Source organism: Runella sp., from assembly GCF_027484545.1.
Lineage (GTDB): Bacteria > Bacteroidota > Bacteroidia > Cytophagales > Spirosomataceae > Runella.
The window spans coordinates 64,324-79,204 of record NZ_JAIXST010000157.1 but is presented as its reverse complement, the minus strand read 5'-3'; the positions used below and the strand labels follow the sequence as shown (position 1 = coordinate 79,204).

Below are 14,881 nucleotides of genomic sequence, written 5' to 3'. Positions count from 1 at the left end.
TCATACCCACATCAAAGAAGAATTAAACACCTTGCCTACCCGCTTGGGTATTGATGAATTTGCCTACCGCAAAGGTAAAAAAGACTATGCCGTTGTGTTGGTTGACTTGGATCGGGGCGTAGTTTGGGATGTGTTGCCAAGGCGTGACAAGGAATCCTTAAAAGCCTATTTCCAAGCTAAAGGAAGTACTTTTTGTACCAATCTGCTCATATTTAGCTGTGATATGTGGCCGGGCTTTAGTGGGGTAGCCACCGAGTTGTTTCCCAATGCAGCCATTATTGTTGATCGCTTTCATCTGTTTACTCACCTGCATGCCGAATTAGATGTTGCCCGGCGTAAGTTGCGCCAGAAATTTCCCAAAGAAATCTCTTTTAAGGCCATCAAATGGCTTTTGTATCAAGCCTGGGAAAATCTGTCGATGAGCCATCGAAGGACCTTACTGACGGCGTTTCGTCTGTGTGCAGGCTTGCGCGATCTGTATTTTTTGAAGAATGAGTTACGTAATATCTTCGAGGCAGATGTAAGTCAGGGGCAGGCCGATTCCTTGTTGGTGGCTTGGATGGAGCAAGCCCGTCAGCACACAGTGGAGGGATTAGATAAATTTGTGACCATGCTACAAACTTGGAAAAAGCATATTCTGCCATTTTTCTCAACTCGACATAGCAACGGGATTGTGGAAGGGATTAATAACGCCATCAAGACCTTGAAACGAGGAGCCTACGGGTTCCGAAACTTTGAGCAATTTCGAGAGCGCATACTCGTCAATTTCCTCCAACCACTATAATGCCTGATGAACCAAATTTAATAAACGAATAAACACATTTTCACAGTAAAATGACTTACATAAAACCACAGTTTCGTCACCCGGATTTGCCCAAAAATAAAATTGGATACGCTAAAAGCGACTATGAAGGGGTGATTTCAACGCTTTGCGCGGGGTGCGGCCACGATTCAATCAGCGGCTCTATCGTACAGGCTTGCTACGAAATGGCCATTGAGCCTCATCGGGTAGCCAAGTTGTCAGGAATCGGGTGTTCTTCCAAAACACCTAACTATTTCCTGAACAATTCGCACGGCTTTAACTCAGTACACGGTCGGATGCCGTCGGTAGCGACGGGTGCCAACATGGCCAACCGCGACCTGATTTACCTTGGAGTTTCCGGCGACGGCGATACGGCTTCCATCGGTATGGGACAATTTGTGCATGCCATACGTCGGAATCTGAACATGCTTTACATTGTGATGAACAATGGTTGCTACGGTCTTACCAAAGGGCAGGATTCGGCCACTGCTGATGCCGGTTCGGTCAATAAATCAGGGGCGGTAAACCCGTTTGAAGGCATTGATTTGGTAGGAATGGCACTGGAATTGGGAGCTACTTTTGTGGCACGCAGTTTTTCAGGCGATAAAAGCCAATTGGTTCCGCTTATTAAAGCAGCGCTTTCTCACAATGGTTTTGCGTTGATTGATGTTCTTTCTCCCTGTGTCACTTTCAATAACAATGCGGGCTCTACAAAATCGTATGATTATGTACGCGATCACATTGAAGCGCTGGCTCAAATAGGGTTTGTGCCTGAGAAAGAAGAGATTACAGTTTCTTATGACACCGGTACTTCCGTAGATGTAGAACTACACGACGGTTCCGTCGTGCATTTACAAAAATTAGCGGATGGATGGGACTCGCGCGACCGCCGTGCTGCCATGGCACGATTACAACAAGCCAAGGCCGAAGGTGAAATCTTGACCGGGTTGGTCTATATTGATCCCAACAGTAAAGATTTGCACGAAGTGATTAAATCGGATAAACGCCCTCTCAATAGCCTTAAAGAAAAAGATTTGTGCCCTGGTGCGGGTGTTTTGGCTATGCTAAATGAGGAATTTAGGTAATAAAATTATTCTCGATTTGAAGAAGGTGAGCCCGTCAAGGCTCACCTTTTTTGTGGCAGTTTTAGTTGGTACAAAAGCGGGCTTGCCAAAATTTTTTTCTTATTTTTATTTGTAATAAGTCTAAATAATAACAATATTTGTGCCCATAATCCTCACAACTAATAATAACAATGCTTAAAAACTCTTTACAATTCCGATTTGCACTTGTTGCGCTTGCTATAACGGGTTTAGCCTCTTGTAATACAGAAGATGAAGCTACGCCTCAACTTCGGACTAAAATTGACTATGCCGCCCTGACTCCTACCATACCTTACAGCACCTTATTTGTAGATGAAACGGGTAAAACAACGGTAGATTTGACTAACGGTAATAATCGTTACAAAATGTTTCAGGTACTGAATACATATATCAGTTCTTCCATCAGCGGCAATAAGTTAATTGATGTGGCTGTATTGAGAAATATGTATAATAATACCGGCAATGCATTTGCTGACAGTACAAAATTGAATACCTCGGGTGTACAACTTCGCAGCATAACAGCCTCTTCCTGGTCTTCAAAGGAGGCAGAAAAGGTAAGAACACAAATGGAGACCTATTTCACTTCGGTAGCTGAAGCCAGCAAATCGGTGACTGCAACCGGCGCTAAAGGCAAAGCAGGGAAAATCGGAACCTATCTGGTAGATGAAAAAGGAATGGAGCCTATTCAATTGATTCAAAAATCGCTGATTGGTGCCTTGCAATACGATTATATTGGTAATGTATTATTAACCAAAGGGTTGGATGCAGATAACTCGAAAGTGGCAGCGGGTAAGAATTATACCCAATTGGAACAAAATTGGGATGAAGCATACGGTTTATTAACGTTGAATCTGGTGTATTTGAAAGGCTCGACCGATGCGACCAGAGGAACAACCGAATTTGCATTAGGGTCATATATTTGGGAATACAACAAAACTGCTTATGCACAGATTTATCCTGCCTTTTTAAAAGGTCGTGCTGCCATTGTTAATAATGACAAAGTGACGCTTAAAGCACAGGCTGATTTTATTAAAGCAGAAATGGAAAAAGCCATTGCGAGTGCTGCAATTGGGTACTTAGGGAAATATACTTCCGGTACCACTGATGCCGTACGCGTTCACGCCATGGGTGAAGGTCTTGGGTTTATCTATTCATTGCGCTTTGCTACCGTGAATGGTGCCGATGCTACTTTCTCTGATAATATTCTGAAACCTTTGGTTTTAGACTCAGTAAACGGCTTTTGGGATTTAACTCCTACTAAAATTTCGACGGCATCCGATGCTATCAAAGCTAAGTTCAAGTTCTAATTCTTACAACTATTGATTCTAAAGGAGGATTGGCAGTAGGTAATTTCTTCCAATCCTCCACAGTTGCTTAAATCCTATGATAAAATCTAATTGGTTACAAATGATAGTTGTCTGCCTTCTTGCAGGAATTATATGGGCATGTTCAGGGAAAGGTTCAAATTCGGATCCGGATCCTGATAAAGGGACGACCGACCGAAAAGCAGTACTTATTAATTTGGCCGATAACAGTATTATTCCTGCTTACGCCAATTATAAAGTAAAGCAGGATGCGATGTTGATTAAATCTCAGGCATTTTTGAGTAAACCGGATATTACAACTTTGACAGCGTTTCGTCAGGCTTGGGTAGATGCTTATACTGAGTGGCAAAAAGTGGAATTGTTTGACATAGGTCCTGCCAATAAAACAGCGATTGTAAATTATTACAATATATATCCGACAAGTGTTGCTGGCATCAATGAATACATTGCTGACCCGACAGTAAATTTAGAAGTGACTGCTTCGTATGATAAACAGGGTTTCCCCGCCTTAGATTATTTATTAAATGGAGTGGGTACAACGGATGCCGAAATTTTGGCTTTTTATACTTCATCTGCCAATGGTACAAAACGTTTGGCGTACATTAAACGTATTACCGATCACATGGATGCTTTACTCACCAAAGTGATCAATGACTGGAAGAGTACATATCGTGAGGAGTTTACCACCAAAACAGGCTTGGATATTGGTTCACCCATGGGACAATTGGTAAATGGATATGTGCTTCATTATGAGCGGTTTCTTCGTTCGGGAAAGTTTGGAATTCCTTCCGGGGCTATGCTCAACGGGGTCGTGTCTGCTGAGAAAGTAGAGGGTTTTTATAAAAAAGATATTTCTAAACAATTGGCTCAAACGGCTCATCAGGCTGCTGTTGATTTTTTCAACGGAAAAAATGCGGTAACCGGCGCAAGCGGCCCTTCTTTTAAAACCTATCTGGATGGATTGGGAGCCAAAGACAGTGCTACCAGGAAAACGCTTTCTGAAATCATTAATGCACAATTTGAAGTAGTAAATCAGAAAATAAATGTCCTCAAACCCAGTATTTACGAAGAAGTAAAAACCAATAATGCGGCTGTCGTACAAGTCTATACTGAAATGCAAAAAGCGGTTCGATTGTTGAAAGTAGATATGACCGCTGCCATGAGTATTGTCATTACTTATACCGACAACGATGGAGACTGAGCAGGTCGCTAAACCTGTGAAATTTTCAAAACCTCACAGGTTTAGGTTTGTCAGTAAAACGGTTTCTTCTGCCCCATTGGCTGTTTTTAGAGTCGCCTTCGGACTTATGATTTTCGTTAGTATAGTTCGATTTTGGAGCAAAGGATGGATTGAAACTCTGTATATTCAACCGCTTTATTACTTTCCTTTTTACGGCTTTGAATTTGTAAAACCGCTTGGAGGATATACCTACGTGATATTTGCAGTTTGTGGTTTTTCGGCTTTGTTGGTAGCACTAGGGCTGTTTTATCGAGTGGCGATTGTGGGGGTATTTCTCAGTTTTACCTACATCGAACTGATTGATAAATCGACCTACCTTAATCATTATTACTTTGTAAGCGTGATTAGTTTCCTGCTGATTTTTTTGCCCGCTCATGCTTACTTTTCAGTGGATGCTTATCGAAGCAAACGTTTATTGGCTGATAAAATGCCACAATGGTGCTTGGATTCGGTCAGATTCTTTGTGTGTATTCTTTATTTCTATGCAGGATTAGCTAAAGTAAATACAGATTGGCTCGTGAATGCCATGCCTTTAAAGATTTGGTTACCGGCACACAATGATTTACCCATCATCGGCTTTTTGTTCAATTATACTTGGGTTCCCTTTGTATTCAGTTGGGTGGGTTGTCTGTATGATTTGAGCATTCCTTTTTTATTGTGGAATCGCCGTACTCGGGTAGCAGGTTACGTTGCCGTAGTGGTTTTTCACTCATTAACGGCTCTATTATTCCCTATTGGCATGTTTCCGTACATTATGATCGTGACTGCGCTAATCTTCTTCTCGGGTGAGTTTTATCAAAGAATCATTGCTTTTGTTAGCCCGAAAGTTTCTCTTCCTACAGAATTTATTTACCCACGAAGTACTTATAAGTTGTCTTCCATTACTCAACAACTGTTAATTGGAGTTTTTACTCTGTTTTTTGCATTTCAATTGTTGATGCCATTTAGATATTTACTCTATCCCGGTGAACTGTTTTGGACGGAGCAAGGCTACCGATTTTCGTGGCGGGTAATGCTCATGGAAAAAGCTGGTTATACGCAGTTTATGGTCAAAGATAGGACGGGTAAACAGCTGATAGTGAACAATAATCAATTTTTAACTCCCTTGCAGGAGAAGATGATGGCGACTCAGCCTGATATGATTTTGCAATACGCACACATTCTTCAGGATTATTATTCAAAGCACGGATTCATTTCACCTCAAGTCTATGTGGATTCGTACGTGGCTTTAAATGGACGTCTGGGCAGACCGCTGATTGCTCCTACCACCGATTTGGCCAACGTATCCGATTCTTTCCAACATAAATCATGGATTATTCCATTCAATGATGAAATTAAAGGTTTTTAGCGTCGTAATTTTTTGCGTTTTTTCAAACTTCGCTTTTGGTCAATACCGACTTTCGGGAACGGTTGTTTCGCGTCAGGATAGTGCTGTTGCGAAAGGATGTACACTTTATTTAAATGAACGTCAGTCAGTTGTGAGTAATGAAAAAGGAGAGTTTGCTTTCTCGTCTTTGCCCAATGGCTCGCATCGACTACAAGTTGTTGCTCCTGATTTTAAAACCTTTTGGCAAACAATTGTCATCGACAACAAAGACCAATTCGTAAAAATAAGACTTGTTGGATTGAATGAAACGCTGAACGAAGTAGTGATTATGGATAAGCAAACCGACTTTGGTTTTACCCGAATGCGGGGCGTGGAAAACATGGGGATTTATGAAGGAAAAAAATCGGAAGTAATTATCCCTGACCAACTTGTGGCTAATCTGGCTACCAACAACGCCCGCCAAGTGTATGCTCGCGTAGCGGGTTTGAATATTTGGGAGAACGACGGGGCGGGATTGCAACTCAGCATCGGTGGACGCGGCCTTGACCCCAACCGAACTTCTAATTTTAACGTACGGCAAAATGGTCACGACATCAGCGCCGATGCATTGGGGTATCCGGAAAGTTATTACACCCCACCTGTGGAGGCCATTGGAAAAATCCAGATTGTACGCGGGGCAGCTTCGCTTCAATATGGTACGCAGTTTGGCGGGTTCCTTAATTTTGTGATGAGAAAGCCAAATCTCACACGAAAACTTGAATTGGTAGCGCGGCAAACCATCGGTTCGTTTGGGTTTTATAATGCTTTCACGAGCGTGAGCGGAACAGTCGGGAAGTTGAGTTATTATTCGTTTTTTCAGTACAAAAAAGGAGACGGTTGGCGGGCAAATTCTCATTTTAATAATGCGACCTTTTACTCCGATATTGACTACAAAATATCAGAAAAAACGAGTGTAGGCATTGATTTGACGCACACCAATTATTTGGCCCAGCAACCCGGAGGACTGACAGACGGAATGTTTAAAACCGACCCGTGCCAAACCAACCGTGAGCGTAATTGGTTCAGTGTCAACTGGAACATGGCCGCCTTGCATTTTGACCATAAATTCAACGCCATGAACGAGTTCAATCTTCGGCTGTTTGGATTATCGGCCTATCGTTATTCTCTTGGTTTTCGACCTAACCGCGTGGCAACAATTGATGATAACAGTGAACGCGACCTGATAAAAGGAAATTTTACGAATTGGGGGGCGGAAGCGCGGTATTTAAAACGTTACTTTATTGGAAAAGCGCTGTCGGTGATGTTGGTGGGAGGGCGATATTATCACGGTTTCAACCACAGTCAACAGGGGCAGGGAAGTAAAGGAAAAGACGCTGATTTTAACTTTATCGAACCCGAAAAATACAACATCTACGACTACCGTTTTCCGAATAAAAACGCTTCGTTTTTTGTCGAAAATGTGTTTTATATCAATGACAAATTTTCTATTACCCCCGGAGTAAGATACGAGAATATTTATACGACTGCTGATGGTTTTTACGGAAATATTTCGCGCGATTTAGCAGGAAATATTATCAGTATTAATCGAACAAATGAATGGCGTACCAATGGCCGGCAGTTTTTGCTGGGTGGAATTGGTTTTAGCTACAATCCTGTTTCTCAGGTGGATGTATATGCCAATATTTCGCAAAACTATCGTTCAATTACGTTCAGTGATATGCGGATTTCCAATCCATCATCGGTGATAGACCCCAACATGAAAGATGAAAAAGGCTATTCGATTGATGTGGGGATACGGAGTAAGCAAACGACAATTTATAATTACGACGTCAGTCTTTTTTATCTGAACTACAACAACCGCATTGGTGAAGTGCAGTTTTACGACGAAAGCAATCGAGTGTTGCGCCTGAGAAGCAACGTGGGGCAAGCCGTTATTATGGGGGTAGAATCCTATGCCGAAGCTGATTTTTTACGGTTATTGAAACCTGAAAGTAAGGAATTGAGTGGCGTTTTGTTTGCCAACTTGGCCTTGATTCAATCTGAATATAAAGTGAGTCAAATCGCCGGGGTACAGGGAAATCAGGTCGAGTTTGTGCCTAAAGTGAATTTGAAAAGCGGTGCTCGATTTGGATACAAAAATTTAAAAGCATCGTTTCAGTTTACGTATCTCACTGACCAATTTTCGGATGCGACCAACGCTCGGGATGGAGGAGTGGCCGGGGTTGTGGGTTTAATTCCGACCTACAAAATCATGGATGCGAGCCTTTCGTACGAATTTAAAAAGTTCAGAGTGGAAAGCAGTATCAATAATTTCGCCAATGAAATGTATTATACCCGTCGTGCAACGGGCTATCCTGGACCGGGTATTTTGCCTTCTGACGGGCGCAGTTTTTACCTGACTTTGCAGGTGAAAATGTAAGGTAATTAACAAATTGTTTTTGTTGTAAACTTTTGATTTTTAGGCGAGTATCGCCGAAATAATTGTAGGGTAAGATTTTGACAGTCCATTCGTAAGGTGCAGCGCACCGTAATCTTTGGGGTATTTATTACGGTGCGCTGCACCTTACGATGATGATTTGTTTTCCTGCTTTCTACAATTATTTTGCTGCTATGCAGCTTTAAAGCAGTTAGACACTAAAATGATTTGGGTATGTAAACGGATTGCTTTTCTTTTATTAAGGACTATTTCACAATTTCCATTCTTTCTTGAAAACCGAAGCTGTACCGATATTGAATCCATTTGAAATGGGGCAAATCCATTTCGACAGTCATTTGGCGTGGCAATCGCTTTTTGCGCCTACGCATCACTATTTTCACATCAATCGTCTGGAAGATTACAAAGGAATGATGCGGTTTCCGTTGCCGCCGCACCGTAAAGTAGTGTTCGATTTTGTGTTTTTAACCCAAGGTTCAAGCGTGCGCAGCAAAGGATTGGATAGCTTTGATTTCTCGGCCGATACGTTCTTTTTTTTGCCTGCGTATCAGATTACAACTCATAAATCCATGAGTGCGGACGCCGCAGGCTATTATTGCCATTTTGATATTGAGCTACTCACTAAAAACTTTCATTCCAAAGAAATATTACAAGACTTTCCCTTTCTTCAATTCATTGGGAATCCCTTGGTAACGATTGATACAGCCACTTCCGAAACCATTCTGTTTATTTTACAACGTCTTGAAAAAGAGTATTTAAAGCAAGAGAATCCTGATTTTGGTATTGTACAGGTGTATCTGTTGGCTTTGATGTCGGAAATCAAATCGTTTGTGGACACGCAGCGAAAAGTAAAAATCAATGCAGCTTCACAAATCACCGAAAAGTACAAAAGTGCGCTTGCGCAATATATCTACCAAAAACAGAAAATTACCGATTATGCCGAGGTATTGGCCGTAACGCCCAATCACCTGAACAAGTGCGTAAAAGCGACAACGGGGAAGTCAGCCCATGACCTGCTCGACGATATGTTGCTGCTCGAAGCCAAGGTGTTGCTCAAACAATCCAATCTATCCATTGCCGAAATCGCTTTTCGAATTGGTAAAAACGAATTGAGCGATTTCGGTCGTTTTTTTAAGCAAAAAACAGGTTTTACCCCCAGCGAATACCGTAAAATGGATTGAGTTTGTACTATTTTCGATGTACGATTTGCAATTTTCGATGTGCTATTTATAAAGTGCTGATGTATAGATGAGTTATTAAGCCATAAATAAATCATCTTAGAATTGAATTACTTCTAAGTAGTAGAGCAAAAATGTCCGTGTATTTGTTTTGGAACAATTCGTTGATTTTGAACGGATAACCGCAGCGGCGGACCGCAGTTAACATTTTTCGGTTAACTTGTGCTTTAGCACTTAATAGCTGATTCCATCGCCGAATTTATACAAAGCATACCCTTTTGGTTCTAACGCACCCGGTACATCCGATTTGTTGTCCAACACCACTTGGGACGAAACCGGGATTGAAAACGGCATTTTGCCCGTAGGCTTAAAGGCTCCGCTTATTATATCCAACAAAGCTTCCTGCGTAGTTCCAAACGTGGCCAACACCGTTTTGGCTTTTCCATTGTCAATTTCGTCAATGACCCACGGGCTTGAGAAATTGATGGCTACAATAGTGGGTTTGGCGTTGATGATTTCATTGACATGTGTCACGTCGATTTTGTTTTTAGATAGATTCAATTCGATGGGTTTCCCTTGTGAAGTGAACAACGAACCTCCTGTTGGAATCAACCACAACAAAGCCACATCTGCTTCCTCTTTGGTAGAAACAAACTCTATATTGGAATTCTGAAGCGTCGGTTTATTGACGGTAATGGGGTTGGGATTGCGGCCGTTGTTGTAATAGGTTTCAAAATAGACATTCGTCTTGGTATTGAGCGGCAATACTTTGGCGTCGTTGCGAAGCAGAACGATAGATTTGCGAAGGGCAATGTCTGCTTTTTTCTGAAACTCTGCATTGCCGACTAATTTTACGGCTGCTTCTGCATCGACGTACGGGTTTTCAAATAATCCTAATTCAAATTTTTCTTTCAAAAGCCGAGTGATAGATTCATTAATTCTTTCCTCAGTTACTAAACCTTTTTTAGCAGTTTCGAGCAGCAAAGCCGGGTCTGCACCGCCTGAGAAAATATCCACGCCGGCGTCGATGGCTTTTTGGTATCGTTCTACAATAGAAAGGTTTTCCACGCCCCAAGGCATCATATCAATGGGGCCGGTATCGGAGTTGATGATGCCTTTAAAACCGAGCTTTTTACGTAACAAATCTGTGATAATGGCCTTGTTATACGAAAACCCAACGGCTTCCATATTTTTATCTTTGGGAGCTGAATAATAAGGCATGATAGAAGAAGTCCCTGCGGCAATAGCTGCTTTGAACGGTTTGAGGTGGTACTCAAACTGCCCGCCGGGATAATGTGCGAATTTTCCCCAGTCAAAATGTGAATCCTGTCCGTCCACTTGCGGGCCACCGCCTGGGAAGTGTTTGGTCGTCATGGCTACTGAGTTTTTACCCAATTTGGTGCCCTGAAAGCCCAAAACAATTTCACGAATCATACTGGCGGCCAAATCAGCATCTTCACCAAAAGTACCTTCTACGCGCTGCCAACGAGGTTCGGTCGCCAAATCGGCCATGTACATATAGCCTTTACGCAAGCCTACTGCCGACCATTCTTTGGCGGCAATTTCGGCAAATTCACGGGTCAATTTTAAATCCCGCATGGCAGCCAAGCCTAATTCACCGGGCCATTTAGAAAAAACGGTTGTGCCTACGCTCAAACCGACGGAAGCATCCACCGTCACGTGGTTTCGAGGATTGGAAGCCACGATGGCCGGTATTCCCAAACGAGAGGTTTCGCATAATGTCTGCAAATTATTCGACCAATCGGCCATGATTTTAGCGGAGGTATTGGCTCGTAAAATAAAATGGCGCAGGTGAAAATTCATTACACCTTTCGTAGTTCCTGCTGACGACATCATTGGCGTTGGCAACGGCTTACGGGTAAACATATTATTCGGTTGTACTAAATCTTCTTCATTGAAATCACTCGTAATTTCTCCCCTTGGGGCATTGGCTTGAAATGCCTGATCTCCTTTTAGGCGAGTCGTGCTGATGATCATGAAGCCAATTTTTTCCTCCAGCGTCATTTGAGACATCAAATCTTTGATTCTGATTTCGTTGGAAAGTCGCCAATCTTCGTACGGGTCCAGTTTTCCGTTTTTGTTTAAGTCTTTAAATTGTAAGCCGTTGTTGGTCAGTACTTTCGCTGATCTGTAGCCGAGTTGAGGTTGTGATTTCACCTGCGCCCAACCGCTGCCCGTAATTGACAGTACAAACAGACCCAAAAACAGTCGGAATAGTAGAAATTGAGAAGGTCTCATAGGTTTTGGTTATGAAGAAAAATGAAAGGTTAACTATAAATAAACTAAGATTTAGCTTGGTGGCTTTGACACGATAAGGCTTAATCTTGGGTTGAGTTTATCCTTATTGGAAATATATTGCAATAAAAAGTGCGTTTATTTTACCTTATATTAACGCAAACGTTTTCGGGAACGCTTGCGTAAACAAAACTATTTTTACAAAAAATATAAAAATACCTAAAAGACGGCTACATTTATGCCAATGAAGGGGTCAATTGCTCTTATGTCTTTATTGTACTTTATAAAGATTTTGGCTAATGAAAAAAATCACCATCAAAGACATTGCACGTGAGTTGAATCTATCAACTTCTACCGTTTCGAGGGCGTTGAGAGACAGCTACGAAATTGGGGCCGATACCAAACAGCGTGTTATTGAATTGGCACAACGTCTGGATTATACGCCCGACCCCGTGGCGTTGAGTTTGTTAAACAGTCACAGTAATGACATTGGTGTGATTGTTCCGGATATTTCCAATCCATTTTTTGCAATGGTCATTGCTGGGATTGAGGATGTTGCTTTTGCGCAGGGGTATCACGTGGTTATTTATCAAAGTCATGACAACTACGAAAGGGAAGTAATGAATGTCAGGCACATTGCCAACCGCAGAAAAGATGGATTGTTGGTTTCTTTGGCTACTCAAACGAATGACTATTCCCACCTTAAAGCCTTGCACGACAAAGGGTTTCCAATAGTTTTTTTTGACCGAATCTGCGATGAAATAAATACGCATAAAGTTTCGGTAGATGACTTTGAGGGCGCGTATCAAGCCACCGAACATTTGATACAACAAGGCTGTAAAACAATAGCGCATATCACTGGGCCGCCCGATTTGCTCATCAGTCGTCGTCGCCTGCATGGGTATCGGTCGGCGTTGTTGGATTATAAAATGCCCATTTTGGAAGAAATTATTACGTCGTCGGACTATAATTCGCAAGAAGCGCTGATTGTAACTCGCAGGTTATTAGAGAATCCAGTTAAAATAGACGGAATTTTTGCTTCCAGCGACAATATAGCCATTGGCAGTCATGCGGCCATCACGGAAGCAGGTTTATCCATGCCGCAGGATATCGCCTTGATTGGGTTCTCAGATTTGCCCATTGCCAGTTTGCTTAATCCACCTTTGAGTACGGTTGCCCAACCAGCGTTTGAGATGGGCCGTTCGGCGGCAGAATTATTAATTAACTTGATTAGAGAACCGAAAGAAAATAGGATTTCTATTTCTAACGTCCTGAAAACGAATGTGGTAATTAGAAAATCTTCTCTGCGAAAATCTTAAAGACGGCAAAAAGAGAGTGTATTCATCCAATATAAACGGAGAAATGGATTGATTTTGCTTAAAATTAACCTCCTTTTTCCTACCTTTTCTTGAATTTTATTGTCAGTTTTGTACAAAAAAAACGTATTAAAATGATAATGAAAAAACCGCTTTCTCTTTTGGTTTTACTCTTTTTGGTAAGTACAACGGGTTTTTCCCAACGGGTTGTTCAACTATACGATGGTAAAGCCCCAGGTGCTGAAAACTGGACTTGGAACGAACAAGAATACGCCAACAACGCCTTCAAAACAAGAGTAGTTTACAACGTTGTTCAACCTACTTTGACTGTTTTTTTACCCAAACCCGAATTGGCTACTGGAACAGCCGTAATTGTAGCCCCTGGTGGTGCGTTTCATATTCTTTCTATCGACAGCGAAGGAATTGAGGTCGCTAAATGGCTTAATTCCAGAGGTGTAGCGGCATTTGTGTTAAAATATCGCTTGGTTAGAAGCCTGACAACCAACCCAGTAGCCGAATTGATGCCCAAAATGCAAGATTTTAAGAAATTAGATGAAGAAAATGCTCCCGTGGTGGAAATGGCCGTGGCGGATGGTAAAAAGGCAATTGAGTACGTGCGCAGTCACGCCAAAGAACTCGATATTTTGCCGAATCAAATCGGGATTATGGGCTTTTCGGCAGGTGGTGCACTGACTCTCGGAGTGGGATTAAGTTACACAGCTGCCAATCGCCCTGATTTTATTGCTCCTATTTATCCAAAAACCGATATTTTTGGCGAAATAAAAGTGCCAACTGATGCACCACCTGCTTGGATTTGTGCCGCTTCCGACGACCAATTGGGCTTTGCTCCCCATGCTACGGCGCTGTATGATGCGTGGATTGCGGCCAAGAAAATTGCAGAATTGCATATCTATCAAAAAGGAGGACACGGTTTTGGAATGAACAAACAAAAGATACCCACCGATACTTGGTATGAACGATTTGGCGACTGGATGAAATTGCAGGGTTTGTTGAAAAAACTACGCCCTTCCGCAATGGATTTGAAATATTCGGAAGAGCAAATCGCGTCTTTTCAGCGCAATGACTGGGCGTATTTGAATCGCTATGCTGAAGACAATAAAAAACTTACGACTCCGAAAGCCAATGAAAATAGAGTCGTGTTTTTGGGAAATTCCATTACGGAAGGGTGGGTGAGAAGTCAGCCTGATTTTTTTGCCAAAGGCGATTACATTGGACGAGGCATCAGCGGACAAACCTCACCTCAGGCTTTGTTGCGTTTTCGGCCTGATGTTGTGGAATTAAAGCCTAAAGTGGTGGTTATCAACATTGGAATAAATGACATTGCCGAAAATACCGGGCCTTACAATCCTGATTTCACCATGGGAAATATCGCTTCCATGGTTGAAATTGCGAAAGCCAACGGTATCAAAGTCGTTATAGCATCGGTGCATCCTGCCTTTGAATTTCCGTGGCGAAAAGATATTAGTGATGTCCCCAACAAAATTATTCGTTTTAACGAACGACTCAAAGAATACGCTCAAAAACAGGGAGTTGTATATCTTGATTATCACAGCGCCATGAAAGACAGTCGCAATGGCATGGCGCCAGACATTGCAGAAGACGGTGTGCATCCAACGCTAAAGGGCTACAAAATCATGGCTCCATTGGCCGAGAAGGCAATTGCGGAAGCTTTGAAGAAGAAATAAATAGGTTCCACAAAACTTAAATTGACATTGTTCGTGAGGCCCCCAATGCTATTAAGTTAGGTATTGACAAGTTTAAATACAGGAATAGTACAATTTTGTTTTTTATTTTTTGGCTCAATAAGCTTGATTTTTATACGATTTTATTTTTTAGGCAAAAAAAGGTCTTTACTCTATAGTATTTGCTTTTATTCAAA

The 14,881-nt window shown here is 42.0% G+C and carries 10 protein-coding genes; 9 read left to right on the top strand and 1 reads right to left on the bottom strand.

The window, feature by feature from the left end; genetic code table 11:
- The 7 genes from Q0081_RS14740 to Q0081_RS14710 form a co-directional block, all read left to right on the top strand.
- A partial coding sequence (locus Q0081_RS14740; protein ID WP_298354748.1) for an ISL3 family transposase occupies window positions 1-784 on the top strand: 784 nt, incomplete at its 5' end.
- A 50-nt stretch (window positions 785-834) separates the two neighbouring features.
- Window positions 835-1,887, top strand: a complete 1,053-nt coding sequence (locus tag Q0081_RS14735) for a 2-oxoacid:ferredoxin oxidoreductase subunit beta (protein ID WP_298354746.1) — start codon at window positions 835-837, stop codon at window positions 1,885-1,887.
- A 170-nt stretch (window positions 1,888-2,057) separates the two neighbouring features.
- A complete protein-coding gene (locus tag Q0081_RS14730) occupies window positions 2,058-3,212 on the top strand; it encodes a DUF4856 domain-containing protein (protein WP_298354744.1) in 1,155 nt (384 codons plus the stop codon).
- A gap of 100 nt (window positions 3,213-3,312) precedes the next feature.
- Window positions 3,313-4,431 carry an imelysin family protein gene (locus Q0081_RS14725; RefSeq protein ID WP_298354742.1) on the top strand — a complete coding sequence of 373 codons (1,119 nt, stop codon included), beginning with the start codon at window positions 3,313-3,315 and terminating at the stop codon, window positions 4,429-4,431.
- Between the two features lie 106 nt (window positions 4,432-4,537).
- Window positions 4,538-5,818: an HTTM domain-containing protein gene (locus Q0081_RS14720; RefSeq protein ID WP_409034066.1), complete on the top strand. Its 1,281-nt coding sequence runs from the start codon at window positions 4,538-4,540 to the stop codon at window positions 5,816-5,818.
- Complete coding sequence (locus tag Q0081_RS14715) at window positions 5,796-8,216, top strand: TonB-dependent receptor domain-containing protein (RefSeq protein WP_409034065.1); 2,421 nt, start codon at window positions 5,796-5,798, stop codon at window positions 8,214-8,216. Before Q0081_RS14720 ends, Q0081_RS14715 begins: the two co-directional genes overlap by 23 nt.
- 287 nt (window positions 8,217-8,503) lie before the next feature.
- Window positions 8,504-9,412, top strand: coding sequence for an AraC family transcriptional regulator (locus tag Q0081_RS14710; RefSeq protein ID WP_298354738.1), 909 nt, complete (start codon window positions 8,504-8,506; stop codon window positions 9,410-9,412).
- Between the two features lie 231 nt (window positions 9,413-9,643).
- Here Q0081_RS14710 and Q0081_RS14705 read toward each other — a convergent pair whose 3' ends face one another.
- Window positions 9,644-11,668: a glycoside hydrolase family 3 N-terminal domain-containing protein gene (locus Q0081_RS14705; RefSeq protein ID WP_298354736.1), complete on the bottom strand. Its 2,025-nt coding sequence runs from the start codon at window positions 11,666-11,668 to the stop codon at window positions 9,644-9,646.
- Window positions 11,669-11,964: 296 nt separating this feature from the next.
- On the opposite strand from Q0081_RS14705, the gene Q0081_RS14700 reads away from it, so the two are divergent.
- Together Q0081_RS14700 and Q0081_RS14695 are read left to right on the top strand one after the other, a co-directional pair.
- Window positions 11,965-12,984, top strand: coding sequence for a LacI family DNA-binding transcriptional regulator (locus Q0081_RS14700; RefSeq protein WP_298354734.1), 1,020 nt, complete (start codon window positions 11,965-11,967; stop codon window positions 12,982-12,984).
- A 137-nt stretch (window positions 12,985-13,121) separates the two neighbouring features.
- The gene (locus tag Q0081_RS14695; RefSeq protein ID WP_298354732.1) at window positions 13,122-14,687 is read left to right on the top strand and encodes a GDSL-type esterase/lipase family protein; all 1,566 of its coding nucleotides are present in this window, start codon (window positions 13,122-13,124) and stop codon (window positions 14,685-14,687) included.
- Window positions 14,688-14,881: the final 194 nt, after the last annotated feature.